This window comes from Arthrobacter sp. UYEF20 (genome assembly GCF_040546335.1).
Classification (GTDB): Bacteria; Actinomycetota; Actinomycetes; order Actinomycetales; family Micrococcaceae; genus Arthrobacter.
The window spans coordinates 14,944-33,511 of sequence record NZ_JBEPNP010000012.1; the positions used below are offsets into that span (position 1 = coordinate 14,944).

Annotated in this window: 17 protein-coding genes; 13 read left to right on the forward strand and 4 right to left on the reverse strand. The window is 68.8% G+C overall.

What is annotated here, in order from left to right; translation table 11 throughout:
• Nucleotides 1-186 precede the first annotated feature (186 nt).
• Nucleotides 187-1,371 carry a MarP family serine protease gene (locus ABIB26_RS14130; RefSeq protein ID WP_354244178.1) on the forward strand — a complete coding sequence of 395 codons (1,185 nt, stop codon included), beginning with the start codon at nucleotides 187-189 and terminating at the stop codon, nucleotides 1,369-1,371.
• A 200-nt stretch (nucleotides 1,372-1,571) separates the two neighbouring features.
• Here the strand turns inward: ABIB26_RS14130 and aroQ are convergent, their stop codons facing one another.
• Nucleotides 1,572-2,048 carry a type II 3-dehydroquinate dehydratase gene (gene aroQ, locus ABIB26_RS14135; RefSeq protein ID WP_354244181.1) on the reverse strand — a complete coding sequence of 159 codons (477 nt, stop codon included), beginning with the start codon at nucleotides 2,046-2,048 and terminating at the stop codon, nucleotides 1,572-1,574.
• A gap of 141 nt (nucleotides 2,049-2,189) precedes the next feature.
• Between aroQ and ABIB26_RS14140 the strand changes: the two genes are divergently transcribed.
• The gene (locus ABIB26_RS14140) at nucleotides 2,190-3,149 is read left to right on the forward strand and encodes an SMP-30/gluconolactonase/LRE family protein (RefSeq protein WP_354244184.1); all 960 of its coding nucleotides are present in this window, start codon (nucleotides 2,190-2,192) and stop codon (nucleotides 3,147-3,149) included.
• Between the two features lie 62 nt (nucleotides 3,150-3,211).
• On the opposite strand, the gene acs is transcribed toward ABIB26_RS14140, so the two are convergent.
• The gene (gene acs / locus ABIB26_RS14145; protein WP_354244187.1) at nucleotides 3,212-5,272 is read right to left on the reverse strand and encodes an acetate--CoA ligase; all 2,061 of its coding nucleotides are present in this window, start codon (nucleotides 5,270-5,272) and stop codon (nucleotides 3,212-3,214) included.
• Nucleotides 5,273-5,810: 538 nt separating this feature from the next.
• On the opposite strand from acs, the gene ABIB26_RS14150 reads away from it, so the two are divergent.
• From ABIB26_RS14150 to ABIB26_RS14160, 3 genes are all read left to right on the forward strand, one after another.
• A complete protein-coding gene (locus ABIB26_RS14150; RefSeq protein WP_354244190.1) occupies nucleotides 5,811-7,238 on the forward strand; it encodes a hypothetical protein in 1,428 nt (475 codons plus the stop codon).
• A 142-nt stretch (nucleotides 7,239-7,380) separates the two neighbouring features.
• Nucleotides 7,381-8,151 (forward strand): endonuclease III, encoded by a 771-nt coding sequence (gene nth / locus ABIB26_RS14155; RefSeq protein WP_354244475.1) that lies wholly within the window; start codon nucleotides 7,381-7,383, stop codon nucleotides 8,149-8,151.
• Nucleotides 8,148-8,828, forward strand: a complete 681-nt coding sequence (locus ABIB26_RS14160; RefSeq protein WP_354244193.1) for an NUDIX hydrolase — start codon at nucleotides 8,148-8,150, stop codon at nucleotides 8,826-8,828. Before nth ends, ABIB26_RS14160 begins: the two co-directional genes overlap by 4 nt.
• Nucleotides 8,829-8,863: 35 nt before the next feature.
• On the opposite strand, the gene ABIB26_RS14165 is transcribed toward ABIB26_RS14160, so the two are convergent.
• Together ABIB26_RS14165 and ABIB26_RS14170 are read right to left on the reverse strand one after the other, a co-directional pair.
• Complete coding sequence (locus ABIB26_RS14165; protein ID WP_354244196.1) at nucleotides 8,864-9,100, reverse strand: YegP family protein; 237 nt, start codon at nucleotides 9,098-9,100, stop codon at nucleotides 8,864-8,866.
• A 142-nt stretch (nucleotides 9,101-9,242) separates the two neighbouring features.
• Nucleotides 9,243-10,958 carry a bifunctional 3'-5' exonuclease/DNA polymerase gene (locus tag ABIB26_RS14170; protein ID WP_354244199.1) on the reverse strand — a complete coding sequence of 572 codons (1,716 nt, stop codon included), beginning with the start codon at nucleotides 10,956-10,958 and terminating at the stop codon, nucleotides 9,243-9,245.
• A 92-nt stretch (nucleotides 10,959-11,050) separates the two neighbouring features.
• Here ABIB26_RS14170 and ssd point away from each other — a divergent pair, with 92 nt between their 5' ends.
• The 8 genes from ssd (at nucleotide 11,051) to ABIB26_RS14210 (ending at nucleotide 18,464) form a co-directional block, all read left to right on the forward strand.
• Nucleotides 11,051-12,160, forward strand: a complete 1,110-nt coding sequence (ssd, locus tag ABIB26_RS14175) for a septum site-determining protein Ssd (protein WP_354244201.1) — start codon at nucleotides 11,051-11,053, stop codon at nucleotides 12,158-12,160.
• Complete coding sequence (locus tag ABIB26_RS14180) at nucleotides 12,157-13,404, forward strand: TadA family conjugal transfer-associated ATPase (protein WP_354244203.1); 1,248 nt, start codon at nucleotides 12,157-12,159, stop codon at nucleotides 13,402-13,404. Before ssd ends, ABIB26_RS14180 begins: the two co-directional genes overlap by 4 nt.
• Nucleotides 13,401-14,246, forward strand: a complete 846-nt coding sequence (locus ABIB26_RS14185; RefSeq protein WP_354244206.1) for a hypothetical protein — start codon at nucleotides 13,401-13,403, stop codon at nucleotides 14,244-14,246. Before ABIB26_RS14180 ends, ABIB26_RS14185 begins: the two co-directional genes overlap by 4 nt.
• Nucleotides 14,243-14,854, forward strand: coding sequence for a type II secretion system F family protein (locus ABIB26_RS14190; protein WP_502913673.1), 612 nt, complete (start codon nucleotides 14,243-14,245; stop codon nucleotides 14,852-14,854). Before ABIB26_RS14185 ends, ABIB26_RS14190 begins: the two co-directional genes overlap by 4 nt.
• Nucleotides 14,855-15,081: 227 nt before the next feature.
• On the forward strand, nucleotides 15,082-16,932 hold the full coding sequence (locus ABIB26_RS14195) for a hypothetical protein (protein ID WP_354244208.1): 1,851 nt from the start codon (nucleotides 15,082-15,084) through the stop codon (nucleotides 16,930-16,932).
• A gap of 325 nt (nucleotides 16,933-17,257) precedes the next feature.
• Entirely contained in the window at nucleotides 17,258-17,542 is a 285-nt protein-coding gene (locus ABIB26_RS14200) for a DUF4244 domain-containing protein (RefSeq protein WP_354244210.1), read from the forward strand.
• A 143-nt stretch (nucleotides 17,543-17,685) separates the two neighbouring features.
• Nucleotides 17,686-18,069 (forward strand): TadE family type IV pilus minor pilin, encoded by a 384-nt coding sequence (locus ABIB26_RS14205; RefSeq protein ID WP_354244212.1) that lies wholly within the window; start codon nucleotides 17,686-17,688, stop codon nucleotides 18,067-18,069.
• Nucleotides 18,066-18,464 (forward strand): Rv3654c family TadE-like protein, encoded by a 399-nt coding sequence (locus tag ABIB26_RS14210; RefSeq protein WP_354244215.1) that lies wholly within the window; start codon nucleotides 18,066-18,068, stop codon nucleotides 18,462-18,464. Before ABIB26_RS14205 ends, ABIB26_RS14210 begins: the two co-directional genes overlap by 4 nt.
• The last annotated feature ends 104 nt before the right edge of the window (nucleotides 18,465-18,568 follow it).

Consider the following 18,568-nt stretch of genomic DNA (forward strand, 5'->3'; position numbering starts at 1 on the left):
CTCCTGACTAACTGTGTCGGCTGGGGCGCTTGAGCCATTGTTTCAGAATTTTGGCGTCTCTGTGACGTACTTGGCACCGAAACGCGCCAAACGGGGCCGCTGTGCGCATCCGGTGGGCCGGGGTGCACGGCAAACTGTCAGCCACCGCCGGTAGAATTGGGGCTTACCTGCCTATAAGGAGCATCGGTGTTCGGCTTGACCATCTTGGATCTCGTGTTGATTGTGATGCTGCTCTCCTACCTGATCCATGGCCTGCGCAACGGGTTCCTGGTGACAGTCGGCGGCATCGCAGGGTTCGCCGCGGGGGCGGTGGCCGCGTTCGTGTCCGTCCCAATTGTCAGCGGCCTGGTGGAGGACAGCGGCTGGCGGCTGACGGCGATCATCGCCGCTGCCGTGCTGCTGATCGTTCTTGGCCACGGGCTCGGCACCGCGATCGGGCGGAGCATCCGCAGCGTCGTGAGGATCAGCCCACTACGGACCGTTGACCGGCTGGCCGGCGGCGGCGTGAATGTGGTGGTGTCCGCCTTGGTCCTGTCCATGCTCGCGTTCAGTATCGGCGCGCTCGGTGTCCCCTTCGTGTCCCAGCAGCTCGCCGAGTCCAAGGTGATCCGGTTCATCGACGGCATGACGCCCACCCCGCTCAAGGCATCGATGGCCCAGCTGCGGTCCGCCGTGATCGGCGAGGGGATCCCGACCCTCTTCGAGGGCATCGGCCAGGGACAGCCCGTGGCCGTTCCCGACGCCAGTACGGACACGCCCGCGCTGAACCGGGCCGCGGCCTCCGTGCTGAAGATCGCCGGAACCGCCTACCAGTGCGGACAGAACCAGACGGGAACCGGCTTTGTGGTCTCACCGGGCCGCGTAGTCACGAACGCTCACGTGGTGGCTGGTGTTCCGGAGCCGGTGGTTGACATCCCGGGCGGCGGCGCCTTGCCTGGTCGCGTCGTGTACTTCGACAGCCAGCACGACCTCGCCGTCCTGGCCGTGGACGGGTTGCGCTCCGCGCCGCTGCCGCTCAGTTCCGGCCTTCCCGCCGGCAGCCCGGCGGCATTCGCCGGCTATCCGCACGGCGGACCGTTCCAGTCCAAGCCGGCGACGGTGCAGGACATCGCCACCGTGCTCGTCCCTGACATCTACGGCAACAACCCGGCCCCTGAAGACGTGTACCGCCTGGCCGGAGACGTGCAGCCGGGCAATTCCGGTGGTCCCTTGCTGAGCACTGACGGGCAGGTGGCCGGGGTGGTCTTCGCCAAGGCCACGACCGAACCCTCGCTCGGGTTCGCGATCACGATGACCGATCTGGGCCCGGTCGCCGCCCAGGCGCCCGGGCTCGACAGCCCCGTCTCAGCGGGGCAGTGCATCAGGAAGTAGCCGGCTGCAGCCATTCCAGGCTCTGGCCGTGCGGCCGGCGATGGCCACGGGAACTCCGTCGTGCAGCAGCAGGAACGGCCCTGAAGCCGGCCGTCGTCCATTTCCGGCACCACGTTGGAGCCGTCCGCTGGATGATCACGGTGTGGCCCTCGTTGGACAGCCAATGGCAGCCCCGCTCCCTGGCCAGGCCGGCCACGGTGCTACGGAACCGGTCCCTGGCCGGCGTGCAGCCCGGCGAGGTATTCCACTGCGAAGCGGTAGCCAAGGATCCCGGCCCCGGCAATCACGGCATTGCTGACGTCCGAGAGGTACGAATGGTGCCGGAACTCCTCCCGGGCGTGGACGTTGGTGATGTGGACTTCGACGGCGGGCAGCTGCACCGCCGAGATGGCGTCCCGGATTGCAACCGAGGTGTGCGTGTAGGCGCCGGCGTTGATGACGATGCCGATCGCCCTGCCCCGGGCAGCGTGGATGGCATCCACGAGGGCACCCTCGTGGTTGGACTGGAAGCACTCGACGTCCAGGCCGTGCGCCGCGCCGGTGTCCTTGGCGAGCTGTTCGACGTCGGCCAGCGTGGCCGTGCCGTATTTCTCGGGTTCGCGGGTGCCGAGCAGGTTCAGATTGGGTCCGTTGAGGACCATGACGGTGCCGCGGCCGGCGGGGGTGGCTTCACTCATGCCTGCCAATGTATCGCAGAGCGCCCCGGATTCCTCCCGGCTCTGGCCCGCACCGGCGGCCCTGCCTAGACTAAGAGGACCATCGTGCGGAGCTCCCGTACCGGCCAGTTCGCGCGGAAAGCCCGATCTGGGAGCGTCATCATGCGCAACATTCATCCACGGATTTCCATCCGCCAGGCAGCGGCGGGGCTGCTGGCCTTGGCGGCCGTCTTCGTCGCGGCGCCCACGGCAGCGGCGAGCCAGTCCGCGGGCCAGTCCGACGCCGGGGACCGCCCGGCCGTGATCACCCTTCCCGGTGCCACCGGAGCGGAAGGCATCGCGGCGGGGGAGGGCGCCACGTTCTTCGCCGGCGACCGGCTCAACGGGAACATCTACCGCGGCGACATCGGCAGCGGGAAAGCGAAACTTTTCCTCACCGCCCCCGCGGGCCGGGCGGCCCTCGGCATGAAGGTCGATGAGCACAACGACCTCCTCTTCGTCGCCGGAGGCGCCACCGGCCAGGCCTACGTCTACAACATCGAGACGAAGAAAACCGAAGCCACCTACCAGCTGGCCGCGGCCGGCGCGAGCTTCATCAACGACGTCACCCTCACCGGGGACGGAGCCTGGTTCACCAACTCACAGGCCGGCGAGCTGTACTTCGTGCCAGTCAATCGCCATGGCGTCCCGGGCTCTTCGCGGACCCTGGCTCTGAAGGGACCGGCTACGGAACTTGAAAAAGGGTTCAACCTCAACGGCATCGCCTCGGTCCGGGACGGAGACGCGCTGATCGTCGCCAACTCCGCCCGTGGCGCCCTGTACACGGTGGATCCGGAAACCGGGGCGAGCGCATCCATCGCGGGCGTGAGCGTTCCCAACGTGGACGGCATCATCGTCCGGGACGGCACGCTGTGGGCGGTGCAGAACTTCAGCAACCAGGTCAGCCGCATCCGCCTCAACCACGGTCTCGGCTCCGGTGAGGTGCGGCAGGTCATCACCAGCAAGCATTTCGACGTCCCGACGACGGCGGCCCTCTTCGGTGACACCCTGGCCCTGGTCAACGCGAAGTTCAGCACCCCTGACGCCTCGAGCTTCGAAGCTGTCCTGGTCGACTCCCGCTAACCGGTCAAGACGGCGGCGCCGACTTTCCTGGAGTGGGCGGCGCCGCAGTCCGAACCGCGTACTTACTTCCGCAGCGAGCTTGCGATCTGGGCCATGACCGTGTTGTCCGCCAGGGTGCTCGCATCGCCCACCTCGCGGCCTTCCGCGACGTCCTTGAGCAGGCGGCGCATGATCTTGCCGGAGCGGGTCTTGGGCAGTTCCGGCACCACGAGGATGGTCTTGGGCTTGGCGATCGGGCCGATTTCCTTGCCCACGTGGTTGCGGAGCTCCTGGACGATCGCGTCGCCGGTGTCCACGGCATCCCCGCGAAGGATCACGAACGCGACGACGGCCTGGCCGGTGGTCTCGTCCGCAGCCCCGACGACGGCGGCCTCCGCCACCGCAGGGTGGCTGACCAGCGCGGACTCGATCTCAGCAGTGGAGAGCCGGTGGCCGGAAATGTTCATCACGTCATCCACCCGGCCGAGCAGCCAGATGTCGCCGTCCTCGTCCTTCTTGGCGCCGTCGCCGGCGAAGTAGATGCTCTCGAAGCGGGACCAGTAGGTCTCCTTGAACCGCTCCGGGTCGCCCCAGATGCCGCGCAGCATGGCCGGCCACGGTTCGCGGATCACGAGGTAGCCGCCGGAGCCGTTGGGCACCGACTCGCCGAGCTCGTCCACGACGTCCACGGCGATGCCGGGGAGCGGGACCTGGGCCGAGCCGGGCTTGGTGGCCGTCACACCGGGAAGCGGTGCGATCATCTGCGCCCCGGTTTCGGTCTGCCACCAGGTGTCCACGATCGGGGCCGGGGTTTCTTTCCGTTCGCCGTTCTTGCCCCCGTTGGCTCCGATGACCTCGCGGTACCACATCCAGGCTTCCGGGTTGATGGGTTCGCCGACCGAGCCCAGGACGCGGATCGAGGAGAGGTCGAACCGGGCCGGGATCTCCTTGCCCCACTTCATGAAGGTGCGGATGGCGGTCGGAGCGGTGTACAGGATGGACACCTTGTACTTCTCGACGATCTCCCACCAGCGGCCCTGATGCGGGAAGTCCGGGGTGCCCTCGTACATGACCTGGGTGGCTCCGTTGATGAGCGGGGCATAGGCGACATAGGAGTGCCCGGTGATCCAGCCGACGTCGGCGGTGCACCAGTAGACGTCCGTCTCCGGGTGCAGGTCGAAGACCGCCTTGTGCGTGTAGGCGCCCTGGGTGAGGTAACCGCCGGTGCTGTGCAGGATGCCCTTGGGCTTACCGGTGGTGCCGGAGGTGTAGAGAATGAACAGCGGGTGCTCGGCGTCGTGCCCGACGGCGGTGTGCTCGGGGGAGGCCACCCCGACCGTGTCCGCCCACCAGTGGTCACGGCCCTCATGCCAGTCCACGTGCTGGCCGTTGCGCTTGACCACCACGACGTTCTGGACGGTGTGCCCGTCAGCATTTCCCTCGTGGGACAAGGCCTCATCAACGGCGGGCTTCAGCGCGCTGGGCTTGCCGCGGCGGTAGGTGCCGTCGGCGGTGACCACGAGCTTGGCCTCGGCGTCGTCGATCCGGGAGCGGAGCGCTTCGGCGGAGAAGCCGCCAAAGACCACCGAGTGGATGGCGCCGATCCGGGCGCACGCCAGCAGTGTGATGACGGCCTCGGGAATCATGGGGAGGTAGACCGCGACCCGGTCGCCCTTGGCCACGCCGAGGGACTCGAAGGCGTTGGCGGCCTTCTTGACTTCTTCGGTGAGCTGGGCGTACGTATAGGTGCGGGTATCGCCCGGTTCGCCCTCGAAGTAGATCGCGACCCTGTCGCCGTGGCCGTTTTCCACGTGGCGGTCCAGGGCGTTGTACGCGGCGTTGACCTCGCCGCCGACGAACCATTTGGCGAACGGCGGCGTGGACCAGTCCAGCGTCTGGTTGAAGTCCTTGCTCCAGCTCAACAGCTCGCGGGCCTGCTTTGCCCAGAAAGCCGGGCGGTCGGCGTCGGCTTCTGCGTAGTCGGCGGCGGTGACCACGGCGTTGCGGGCGAACTCGGCCGAGGGGGCGAACTTGCGGTCCTCATGCGACAGGTTTTCGAACGCGTCGCCCTGGTGGGCCGCGGTGGCGGAAGGCGTGGTGCCGGGGACGTGCGTGGTCGTGGCGCCGGGTGTCTGCTGGGACATGGTGAACCTCATCATTCATCGATCCGTGCTGCGCGGGGCGCCCGGACCTCCCCCGCTCCGGGGCCGCAAACGCGACGGCGGGCAGCGGCCGATCACGGGCGTACCGCAAAGAGCTGTTCCGCAGTAAACACTAATACTTGGGTACGACAGTTGGTGCGCCCCGTCACAATGTGAGCCGCGAGCGGTGTTTGTTAAGCGCCGAGCGGCTGCTTCTGCCCCAACACGGGGGCGGAGGCGGCGCTGCATCAGCAAAGCCCAGACGGCGGGAACCGCCATCTCGCCGTGCCGGCCGGGATTTGGAAAGACCCGGTCAGCTGCAGCGGGGCGCTCGTCCCAGCCGCGGACACCGGCTGATCCGAAGAACGACGCTGTTTTCCCGCTCCCGCCCACGGCTTGCCTGCTAGTGATCGGACAAGCACTTGGCTAGGCTGAGATGGAGTTGTGACATCCGATGGAGGCGACAGGACCGCGCGCGGTCTGGTATCAGCCTGCCGTTCGGCGGCACCGTCCAGGGTGACGCCATGCTAAGGAGAACAGAATGAACGAGCAAGCCAACGGGCAGCTCCACGCGCCTTCCCAGGACAGGGCAAACGGCGGCCCGGCCCATCCGGCCGGCTTCGAAGATGCGCCCCGTTTCACGGTGGACAAGGCGAACGGCAAAACCGGCAAGAAGAACGAGGCCGTCCTCGGACCTTTCACCATCCGGGATCTCACTGTTTTCGGCTCCACGCTGGTTCTCTTCATCGCCTCGCTGATTCCGATGTTCGCCGTCAGCTACAACCTGTGGAACCTGGGGAGTCTCTTCTTCCTGGGCCTCGGGATCCTGCTGCCGCTGATCGTGAGCGCACTGTTTGTGGCGCGCCGCGTCAGCCCCGGAACCCGGATCTGGATCGGTTCCTTGTCCGTGGACCAGTTCGCCTCCGTGGTGGCGTCCTTCGCCGTCGCCTTCTTCTTCCTTGCCGTGGCGGGCGCCTACGTCCCGAGCATGCTGCTGGCCCTTGTCGGTGCCCTGGGACTCTTTGCCGCCACCGTCCTCGCCCGCCTGGTCCCGTATTTCGCCGGTGACTTCCTGGACCGCAACGACGCCCCGGCGCACGTGGTGGCACGCCAAGCCGCGGTCCCGGTCCGGAAACCCCGTGCCCCGAAGACACCCAAGGAGCCCAAGGAAGCCAAGGAGCCCAAGGAGCACAAGGAAAGCGCGACGGGCGCGGTCGCAGGCTGGGCCAAGCGCATGACACCTCGCGGCCAGGCAGCAGCCCCGGAGGCCGCCCCGCGCGGCCAGGAGCCCCCCGGCCCCGCTTCGAGCGACGCCGTTCCAGGCACGGCTGCCGCCACGCCTTCTGCCGCCACGCCTTCTGCCGGCGCGGCCGCCGCCGGCCCTTCTGCAGGCACGGCTGCCGCCACGCCTTCTGCCGGCCCGGCCGCGCCCCCGGCTGCCGTCACCCAGGCCGCTGCTGCCCAGGGTTCGGCTCCCGCCCAGGCCGCTGCTGCCCCGGCAACCCAGGTCTCCGGCGTGGTACCGTCCGCGCCGTCCGCTGCATCAGGGCCGTCCGCCCCGTCCGCCGCTGAGCCGACGCAGGTTTCCGGCGTCGTAACGCCTGCCGCGAATTCAGCAGCAGCCGCGGATGCCGAACAAACACGCGTAGCGGACGTGCCGGCGAGCACCGGTACCGGCGCTCCCACCACTGTCAATCCGCAGGTGCGCTCGCAGGAACCGATCGGGGCCACCGTCGATCCGGCCAGCCGGCCCGAGCAGCGACAGGCCCAGCCCGTCCACGAGGCATTCTGGTTCGCCGTCGCCCAGCCGCGCACCGCCGTCGATGAACACACCGGTGCACCGGCGTTCGTTATTGAACCCGGCGGCTGGGTCCTTGCCCTCGAGGACCGGGGCCACGAGTTCCTGGTCCAGCACACCGATGGCCGGGTGGGCGTGCTGCGCGACCTCAGCAATATCGAGCGCGGCTAGCCCGACGCCGGTGGCCAACGATTCCGAGGGTTCCCAGCCCGCCAGCGCCAAGCCTGCCAGCGCCAGGCCTGCCAGCGCCAAGGCAGCCACCCCGAAGGCAGCACGCCCGAAGGCAGCACGCCCGAAGGCGGCCGGCGAATCCTTGCTGGGACTCAAGCGGCGTGCGCGACGGATCAACCGAGCGCTGGCGGAGCAGTATCCGTACGCGCACGCAGAACTGGATTTCCGCAATCCGTTCGAGCTCGTAGTGGCCACCGTGCTTTCGGCGCAGACGACGGACGTGCTGGTCAACCAGATCACGCAGCTGCTGTTCGCCCGCTACCCCGACGCGCGGAGCATGTCCGAGGCGGATCCCGCCGAACTGGAAGCCATCATCAGACCCACCGGGTTCTTCCGCGCGAAGGCCCGCAACCTGCTGGCCCTGTGCAACCGGCTGGTGGACGAGTACGACGGCGAGGTGCCGGGACGGCTCGATGATCTGGTGACGCTGCCCGGCGTCGGCCGCAAGACCGCCAACGTTGTCCTGGGGAACGCCTTCGGCATTCCCGGCATCACGGTGGACACTCATTTCGGCCGGCTGGCCCGGCGCTTCGACTGGACGGAGTCCGATGATCCGGTGCAGATCGAGTCCGACGTCGCTGAACTGTTCGAGCCCAAGGATTGGACCATGCTCTCGCACCGGGTGGTGTTCCACGGGCGGCGGGTCTGCCATTCGCGCAAGCCGGCCTGCGGGGCCTGCTCGGTGGCCAACTGGTGCCCCAGCTACGGGATGGGCGAGACCGACCCGGAGAAGGCGAAGAAGCTTCTGAAGTACGAGCTGGCGCCGGGGCAGGAAGAGCTGCTGGCGAAGCTCCTTGCCGAGACGCACCGGGCTGCGGACATCAGGATGGAATCCCAGAGGAAGCCCCGGTGACCGCACGTCAGGACCTCATCGATCTGGTGGCGGCGGTTGAGGCGGGCACGGCGCCTGCACCGGACCCGCGCTGGCGCGAACTCACCGTGGAACCGGGGGAGCGCATCCGCAGGGCCGCCGTGCTCATGCTGTTTGGCGCCCTCGATCGTGTCCCCGCAGCCTCCGTCAAGCTGCTGGCTCCGGCAGATCTGGACGTCCTGCTGCTGCAGCGTGCCCAGACTCTGGACGACCATCCCGGACAAGTCGCCTTTCCCGGCGGCGGCATCGACCCCGGTGAAGCCGTGATCGACGCCGCCCTGCGCGAGGCGGAGGAGGAAACGGGGCTGGATCCCGCCGGTGTCGAGGTACTCGGCGTCATGCCGGAGCTGTCACTGCCCCGCGGCAACTTCCTGGTGACACCCGTCCTGGGCTGGTGGGCCGCGCAATCACCCGTGCGGGTGGTGGACTACGGCGAGTCCTCCCAGGTCTTCCGGGTGCCCGTCCGGGACCTGCTTGACCCGGACAACCGGGTGATGGCGACCGTCAGCCGTGCCGGCCAGACCTTCCAAAGCCCGGCGTTCACCGTCAATGGCGTGGTGGTGTGGGGCTTCACCGGGATGATCCTCAACCAGCTGTTCGAGCAGCTGGGCTGGGCGGTTCCCTGGGACCACTCACGGCTCTACGGGATCGACGTCTGAACCGGCCGGAACGGTCCCTCTAGCGTGGTGCTTTTTTAGCGCTGTGTCCGCGTGGCCGGCCTGGCGGCGGCCTTCCCGGATGACGGCGACTTCCGGGACTTGTCGACCACCAGTCCGGTGGCGGCGTTCTCGCGCACGGCTGTGATGCCTGCCGCAGCGCCCTTGATGGAGTTGAACATTGGCGAAACGGCGACAACCGTTCCATCCGGTGCGGTCAGTTTGAAGAAGTACTCTTTCTCTCCAGCTTCGGCGATCTCAAAAATGCCAGCCAATCTGCTGCCTCCCCAAATCCATGCCTCGTTGCACCAGCCGGCGGAACACTCAAAATGGATGCCGCCATTTTCGAGCGTAACCGGGGTCCGGACAATGCACAAAGCTACCGGCGGGTAGGTTACTTCTGGTGCCGCCTGCCACCTACTTGGCCTTGTCATACGAGTCCACGACGGCCACGCTCACCGGGAATTCCACCGGGATCCGGCCGAAGAGCAACTCCTTGGCGGCATTCGCGGCTTCCTCGATCGCCAGGATGCAATCCGCTACGGCTTTCTCCGGGCAGTGGACCATGACTTCGTCATGCAGGAAGAAAACCAGTTCCCCGGCCGGGACGCCGGCCGCGCGCATGGCCCGGAGCCGCCGTCGTAATTCGGCCAGCCAGCAGGCCGCCCAGTCCGCGGCGGAGCCCTGCACCACGAAGTTCCGGGTGAACCGCCCCCGCGAACGGGCCGCCGAATCGGCCCGGCGCTGTTCTTCGGCGGTGGCGGACTGCTGGCTCCGCAGCCAGCCCTCCGACGGCGGCGGGCTGCTGCGGCCCAGCCGGGACGTGACGGTCTTCCCGGCTTCGCCCTCACGGGCCGCTTGTTCCACGAATCCGACCGCGCGGGGGTAGGTGCGGGCAAGCTGCGGCATGAGGCGGCCGGACTCGCCGGTCGTGGCTCCGTAGATGGCGCCCAGGAGCGCCACCTTGGCCTGGGCCCGGTCGCCGCCGAACCCCTGCGCCGCGATGCCGGCGTAGAGGTCCTTGTCCCGCGCGGCCTCGGCCATCTTTGAGTCCTGGGCGAGCGCCACGAGCACCCGCGGTTCGAGCTGGGAGGCGTCTGCGACGATCAGCTTGTGGCCAGGATCGGCATGCACGGCGCCTCGGATCTGCCGCGGGATCTGCAGCGCGCCGCCGCCGCGGGAGGCCCAGCGTCCCGAGACCACCCCGCCGACAACGTACTCCGGCTGGAAACGGCCGTCCTTGACCCAGGCATCGAGCCAGGCCCAGCCGTTGGCTGCATGGAGCCGGGAGAGTTTCTTGTACTCCAGGAGCGGCTCGATTGCCGGGTGCGTGGATTCCTTCAGCTCCCACTGGCGGGTCGTCTTCACCTCGATCCCGTTCCGGTGCAGGGCCCGCATGAGCTCCTGCGGTGAATCCGGGTTGAGCGCAGGAGCAAGCAGCAGCTGGCGCAGCGCCGTGGTGAGGGCCTCGAGTTTGGCCGGCCGGTGGCCGTGCGGAGGACGCGGCCCGAGGTGGCCCGCGAGGATCTGCTCATGCAGCTCCTCCCGCCAGGGTACGCCGGTGTGCTGCATTTCCGCGGCGATCATGGCCCCCGCGGACTCAGCCGCCAGAAGGAGCTGGAGGCGCTGCCTGCGGTTGTCGGGCTGGTTTGCCGCTCCGGCCTGGCTGAGCGCCTCCTGCTGCGCGGCATACTCTTCGCGGAGGTCCCCGGGGGTGTGCCGCGGCGTCCGGCGAAGTCCTGGATCGTCGAACAGTGCACCCTGGTCCGCTGGCGGAGGAGGCGGCTGGAGTGCTCGCGGCGGCTGCTGCAGGTCATCGTCCTGGGTCAGCTTCTCCGCGTTCCTGGCATAGGGAGTATGTGCGGTGAATTCCGAGTGGGCCAGGATCGCGCCGCAGAGCGTGAGGTCGTAGCAGCGTTCCAGTTCCACCCCGGCGGCCAGCAGGGTGGGGTACCAGTCCTGTGTGCGGTGCCAGATCCAGCGCGGTCGCTGCTTCTCAAGCCGGAGCACGACGCCGGCCAGTTCGGCGGCGCTGATCACCCTCGGTTCGGGGGTGGCCGGGTGCGGGGCGCCGCCGGCGGTGAGTTCCTGGAGGGCTGCGCCGTCAGCGTGGGCGGCGAGCAGCAGATACATAGGATCAATTCTGCCCTGTGGGGCGGGGCGGCTTGTCCACATAGCGCGGGGCACGGGCTATGGGCCCTGTGGCAGGAGGGCAGAGTGACGGTATGAGCAGGCACCAGTTACCCGATTCCTTCCCGGTTCCCGCAGAGGGGCCAGAGCAGTGGCTGCCGGACGAGTCCGCGGAGACGTTGCTGGTCACCGGAATCGAGGTGCTGCGCAGTGAGGTGGAACGCATCATGGCGGCAGCCGGGGGCCGGTTGCGGACGGTGCGGGACGTGCAGGAAGCAGCTCCGTTCTGGGACACTGCGGCAGCGGTGCTGGTCGGCAGCGACATCCTGGACTTGCCGCTACGGCGGCGAGCACCGGCCGTGCTCGTTGGCCTGAGCGGGGACGGGGACAGCCCGTGGCAGCTCGCGGCTGTGATCGGGGCCGAAAGGGTTGCCGTCCTCCCCGACGCCTCATCCTGGCTGGCCGAATACCTCAGCCGCTCCCGCTCGCCCGAGGCCGGAGGGCTCGTCCTCGGCGTCATCGGCGGCTGCGGCGGGGCCGGAGCAACGACGGCGTCCATCTGGCTTGCCCAGGCCGCTGCCCGGCACGGGGCTCGGGTCCTCTTGGTGGACGGGGACCCCTGGGGTGGCGGCCTGGAACTGGCGCTCGCCGCCGAGGACTCCGACGGGCTTCGCTGGCCGGACCTCGCGGGGGCCAGCGGCAGCATCGATCCTTACCAGCTCGCTGATGCCTTGCCGGTGGTTGGCGGCTTCTCGTTTCTGTCTTGGCCCGGCCGCCGGGAGCGGGCTGCCGGGGTCGATACGGGCTCGGTGTCCGGGGTCCTGGACGCAGCCCGGCGCGGCTACGAGCTGGTGGTTCTGGACATTGGCCGCGGTCGCGAGGTGCTTCGGACTTTCGCCTGGGAGTGTGACCGACTTGTGGTCCTCGCCCCCGCCCAGCTGCGCGCGGCTGTCGCCACCGCGCAGCTGCTGCAGGAACTGCCCCCGGTGGAAATCTCCCTCGTGGTCCGGGGTAAGCCCGGGGCCGCGCTGGACGAGTTCCACATCGCCGATTCCGTGGGGCTTCCGCTGCACGGGATTCTGCCCGAGGTCAGGGGGGTCGCATCCGCCACGGAACGCGGGCGTCTGCTGGAAATCGGCCAGCAACGCAGCGTCCGCCGGTTCGCCGCGACACTTCTTGACCTCAGCGGCGGAGACCCCGGATGAGTGCGCATGCGGCGCCGGGGCCGCCGGACTCGAACAGCGCCCTGCGCTCACCCGGACAACGTAAGCGGGCACACAGCGCCGTCGACGCACGACTGTTGGAATCCGTCCGGGAATCCGTCATGTCCGAGACCGGCCCGCTGACTCCTTCCCGGGTGGCCGCCGCTGTGCAGGCTACCGGGCGGCTGCTGGGCACCGCGGGTGCCCTGGCCGCCGTGGAAAGCATCAGCGCGGAGCTGAGCGGGCTGGGCCCGTTGCAGGCGCTGGTGAGGGATCCCGCCGTGACGGACGTCTTCGTCAACGGCCCGGATGAGGTCTGGCTGGACCGCGGCAACGGCTTGGAGAAGGCGCGGGTCGTCTTTTCCGGCGAGCCGCAAATCCGCGCACTTGCCGCACGGCTCGTGGCGGCGGGTGGCCGGCGACTTGATGATGGGTCTCCGTGCGTGGACGTCAGGCTCGACGGCGGCTACCGGGTCCACGCAGTCCTGCCGCCGATCTCCACGACGGGAACACTCCTCAGCGTGAGAATCCGGCGGGACAAGGTCTTCACCATGCTGGAGTTGCGGCGGAACGGCATGTTCGGACCCCTCGTCCAGGCGGTGCTGGAACGCATCATCGACCGGCGGCTGGGCTTTCTGGTCAGTGGCGCAACAGGCTCAGGAAAGACCACGCTGCTCGCGACGCTCCTCGGCCTGTGCCATCCGGCTGAGCGGCTGGTCCTGATTGAAGACGCCTCGGAGCTCAACCCTGTCCACCCGCACGTCGTGTCGCTGGAATCCCGGCATGGAAACCTTGAGGGAAGCGGTGTCGTGGATCTCGGTGAGCTGGTCCGCCAGGCGTTGAGGATGCGGCCGGACCGGCTGGTGGTGGGTGAGTGCCGGGGTGCCGAGGTCCGGGAACTGCTCACAGCCATGAATACCGGCCACACCGGAGGCGGCGGAACCATCCACGCGAACACCGCGGCCGCCGTTCCTGCACGGCTGACGGCACTGGGCGCCCTGGCCGGTATGGGCCAGGATGCCGTGCGCCTGCAGGTGGCAAGCGCGCTCGACGCCGTCGTCCATGTGGGACGGGCGGGGAACCGGCGGTTCGTGGCGTCTGTCGGCCTTCTGGAGGAGCGCGAAAGAGCCCTGGCGGTCACCGTTGCACTCGACGTCGTTGACGGCGGCGTACGGTACGGCCCGGCTTGGCCGCGGCTGGCGGACCGGCTCGGCCTGGATCCCGGCCTGGACAGGGTTCCGGTGTGACTTCCGCCCTGATCGGTGTGCTGGCGCTCGCCGTCTGGTTGGCCCTTGCACCGCCTGGTGGCCCCGGCCGGCGGTTCCGCCGGCAGCTCGCCGGGCCGCCACCTCAAACTGCGCCGGAGCCGGCCGATTCCCGCCCGCGCCGCGGCCGGGCCCGCCGCGGCCTGCGCCGGCCAGGACGGAATCCCCGCGGTGCGGCTCCAGTACCGATGACCGTGCTGGTCCAGCAGCTGGCTGCCCTGCTCAGAGGGGGCCGTACGCCCTCGCGGCTGTGGGATGAGCTGTGGCACCTCTACGGCGGGGACCCTCCGCCGGACCGGTCCACGTCCGATGGCCCGCCCCGGGACGCAGCGCTTGCCCCGGACTCGCTGGCCAGTCTCGCTGCAGCCCGCGCCGCAGCGAGGTGCGGGGCCCCCGTGGGCGAGGCCATCAGAAGCGCCGCCGCCGGCCGACGCGCCCGTACCGGTCCGGGATTCGGAAAGGGTGACGCCGGCCGGGAGCGCGCCAACTGGATCGAATTGGCCGCGTGCTTCGACGTGGCCGAGGTCAGCGGCTGCCCGCTGGCCGACATTCTGACGCGCTTCGCCGCCCAGCTTGAAGCCGAGGAGGATGCGGAAGCCGCCCGGCAGACTGCGCTGGCTGGTCCCCGGGCAACAGTTCGATTGCTCAGCTGGTTGCCGGTCCTGGGTCTGGGCCTGGGCATGCTGCTGGGCGTGGACCCGATAGACATCCTGCTGGGGGCGCCGCTAGGCCTGGCGGCCCTGGCGGCCGGTGTTGTCCTCACCGCCGCGGGACGGATCTGGTCGGCCAGGCTCGTCAGGTCGGCGGCGGGGGAAACAGGGTGAGTGCCGAGCTCGCCGGCATGGCGGTTACGGCTCTTCTGGCGGGCGCTGCGTGGGTGTCGTTTGCCCACCGCTCACAGGCCAGGCGAAGACTCGGGCGGCTCAAGCCCGGACGGCCGGAAGCAGGCCGTAGCGGGCTGGCCGGGAAGGCGCACGGCGACGAAGGAACGTCCGGCGCTGCGGGCCTGGGTGACACGGCCATGATGCTCGAACTGATCGGCGCGATGCTGGACGCGGGCGCCGGTCTTGGCCGCTCCCTGGAGCTCGTGGCGGCCCTGGCCGCCCAGGAGTTCAGCGTCCCGCTTCGCCCGGTGGTGTCCGCGCTCGCTATCGGCGCCGACTGGGACACGGCCTGGCGCAGTTCACGCAACCGGTCGCCCCAGCTGTTGGCCCTGCGCGACGCCCTGGGATTCGCCGCCCTCACCGGGGCGCCATCTTCTGCCATTCTCTATGCCCAGGCGGCCCGGATCCGCCGCGACCGCTTCAGGACCGCAGAGAAAGCCGCCGCTGCCCTTGGCGTGAAGCTTGTGGTCCCGCTGGGCCTATGCTCCCTGCCGGCCTTCGTGTGTCTCGGCGTCGTTCCGGTGCTGCTGGCGCTGCTCCCCGGCTGATCCAAGCCGGTCCGTCGACGGGGTGAATGGCGTGGCCCGGCGGCAACGGCTCACGGCGTTCCCAGTCCAAGGTTTTCTCAAGTCGCCGCCGATATCGTGCGGTAGGCATCGCAGTACGAGCGCCCTCGTGTGTGGCCCACCCATATTTACCCGCCAAGGGCGTCCGCTATCTCGGTACGTCTGGAAAAAATATTCGGGAGTTTGAATTTAAGGCAGGGGGCAGGTCAATGATTCGACTGCGAAGGGCCGGCGTTATTGCGGCACTAAATCTGTTGGTGTTGGCCGGAGTGGCCGTCGGGGCGGCGCCGGCCCAAGCCGCCGTCACGTGCGCCCCGGGCACACCGCCACCCACCAACAACTTTCCCGGCACAACGGTCGTTGCGACCAGTTTCGAGGAAAAAACAATCTCAGCGTCCGGCTTCAACGCCCCCAATCTCGGCGGGACAGGCACGGCCACGATCTCCGAGAAAAACAAACATTCCGGACGGTGCGCCGCCCTCCTGCACGTGACCAACACGGCGGGGTCCCTGGCCAACTTCTCCGCGCCCCTGCCGAGCGGCAGCAAGGACGTCTACGCCGACGGCTGGTTTAACGTCACCGCCAAGGGCGTCGACACCAACAACGTTCCCTACTTCCGGTTCTTCAACAACGGTACAAGGGTCCTCGACGTCTTTCGCGCGAACCTCGGCCTTGGCGCACTGTGGCTGCGCGTCGCATCGCCGACCGGGAAACTCACCTATACCCGGCTGGTGCCCAGCGTCGCACTGAACGGCTGGCATCACCTGACAATGCATGCCATAGCCAACGGCGCGGCCACAACGGTGGAGATCTCGTTTGATGACAAAACGGTCTTGTCCAGCAACCAGGTCAAGATCGACGTCGACACGCTGTCCGCAGTGCAGATGGGTGCCGAACACCGGAGGCAAGCGGGGGACGTCTACATCGACGACGTGATCATCAAGGCTTCGGCAAACGGAGCCGGCCTTCCCGGAACCTTTGCTCCGATCACGCCCGCCCGGCTGCTTGACACCCGGAGCGGTTCCCCGGTCGGTGCGGATTCCGCCGTGTCCTTCCAGGTCGCGGGAGTCAACGGAATCCCGGCCAAGGTGGCATCGGTCGTGTTCAACCTGACGGTCACCTCGCCCAAGGCCGCAGGCTTCGCCACCGCCTATGCCTCCGGTTCCAAGCGCCCGAACGCGTCCAACCTGAACTTCAGCGCCGGCCAGACCGTGCCGAACCTGGTCACGGTCCCGGTGGGGGCCGACGGGAAGGTCACGCTCTTCAACCGCTCCGCCGGCAGCTCCCACCTGATAGCGGACGTCACCGGCTACTACGCCCCGGGCACCCCGGCCACCCCGGGAGCCTTCGCGTCGCTGGCGCCGTCCCGGATCCTGGACACCAGGAATGCCTCTGCCGTGGCACCCGATACGGCGTTGTCCTTCCAGGTCGCCGGCGTCAACGGGATCCCCGCCTCGGTGGCAGCGGTGGTCTTCAACCTCACCGTGACCGGCCCGAAGTCCTTCGGATTCGTCACCGCCTACGCCTCAGGCACGGCGCGGCCCAACGCGTCCAACCTGAACTTCAACACCGGCCAGGACGTGCCGAACATGGTCACGGTCCCGGTCGGGGCCGACGGGAAGGTCACCGTGTTCAACCGCTCCGGCGGGACAACACAGCTGATCGCCGACGTCGCCGGGTATTATCTCCCCGGCACACCGACTGCGTCGGGCGCGTTCAAAGCCATCGGGCCCACCCGGGCACTGGACACCAGGAACGGCTCGGCCGTCGGGGCGGACTCCGCCGTTTCCTTCCCGGTCTCCGGAGCCAACGGCATCCCCGCCAACGTGTCCGCCGTCGTCTTCAACCTCACCGTTACCTCGCCCAAGTCCTTCGGTTTCGTCACCGCGTTTGCTTCCGGTACGGCACGTCCCAATGCGTCCAACCTGAACTTCGACAAAGGCCAGACCATTCCGAACCTGGTCGCTGTCCCGGTAGGCTCCGACGGCCGGGTGTCGCTGTTCAACCGGTCCTCGGGCAGCTCCCAGCTCATTGCGGACATCGCGGGGTACTTCCTCTAGTAGGGGCACCGAGCGGGGCCATGAGTTAATTCCTGAACGGTTGAAGGCCTCTTAGCCTGTTGCGCACCACCAACGGCTAAGAGGCCTTCGTCATGTCTGTCATGAAGGGATCCCGGCCACCGGCCTTCGAGCCCCGCCGCCGGCCTTCGAGCGCCGGAGCCGCTGACCGTCCCTGAGTGCTCCTCGCATCCCTTGAGTGCTCCTCGTCATCCGGCCGGATCGCGACGTTTTCCACTTGGGCCGCCTCGCTACTTACCGGCATGTCCCGGAACCGGGAGAGTCGAAGCAGCCGGCAATTCCGCCGGAACCCGTGAAAGGAAAACACATGTCGATCCATCGAGACGCGCCCGCCGAAAACCGCCGAGTTCCGGCCGAGGCTGGCTCTGCGCAGGTGCTGGAGATCTATCCCGGTGCCCGCACCGCCATCCCGGTCCACACCCGCGGCCGCACGAGGCTTCGCGGCTCCGAGGCCGGGATGGCCACGGCCGAGTACGCCATCGCCACCCTGGCAGCGGTGGGATTTGCGGGGGTACTCGTCTTCATCATGCGCAGTGACGAGGTCCGGGGGTTCTTGCTCAACCTCATCCGCACGGCCCTGGCGTTGCCATGAAGTCCGGAAGTGCCGTCGCCGACGGGGCACACGAGCGAGTCGTCCGGGCGAAGTTGCGGGGATCCCGGGGAGCCGCTTCACCACCGGCACACGGCCGCTTCCAGGAACGGCCAGATCCGTGCAAAGGCTCCTGTCACGGCGCCGTGACGGCCGAATTTGCTGTCGCCTTGCCCGCTGTGATGCTCTTGCTGGCCCTGCTGCTGGCGGGATCAGCCGCAGGAGTCACACAGCTCCGCTTCGAGGAAGCCGCCCGGGCAGGTGTGCGGGCCTTGGCCCGGGGCGAGGGAGCTGCCGCCGTCGACGGAATCGTCCGCCGCCTCGCCGGCGAGTCAGCAGGGTCAGCTGTGACGTCCGACGGCGGGTGGCTCAGCGTTACGGTCTCCGGCCGGGTGCCCGGCTCCGTCGGTTCACTTGTCCCATGGACTCTCTCCGCACGCTCCTGGGCACTGAGCGAGTCGTCCCCGGCCTCGGCCCTCGCCAGGGTCGGCGCGGCCCATCGTCACCAGCCCCTGAGGCTGAGCGCGTGAGGCCGCCCCGGGCTGGCCCCGCGGCCCCCGTGCCGGTGCATCAGCCGGAACGCGGCTCAGGAACGGTCCTGGCCCTGGGACTGGGGCTGGTCCTCATCACGGCAACCGTCTTGATCCTGTTCCTTGCACAGTCGGCTGTGATGGCGTCCCGGGCCGCTGCTGCCGCCGATCTCGCGGCGCTGGCAGCCGCGGATGCGGTCCGGGGACTCACTGCCGGCGAACCGTGCGCCGTGGCTTCGGAGGTCGCACGGCGCAACAACGCAAGGGTCCTCAGCTGTTCCGAGGGGACCGGCGAAACGGTTCAGGTCCGGACGGAGCTCAACGCCGGCACGGTGTTCGGGGCGGCCACCGGGCTGGCCCGCGCCGGTCCGCCACCGCCAGGAACCGGGCCGTAGCCAGCGACCAGCCGATCTGCCGGCGCCGGCCCCGGACATGCCCAGGCGTGGCCGGGGCGGCCACGTGCCGCCGCCGGGCAGGGCCGCCGTGGAGAGCGCCGCGG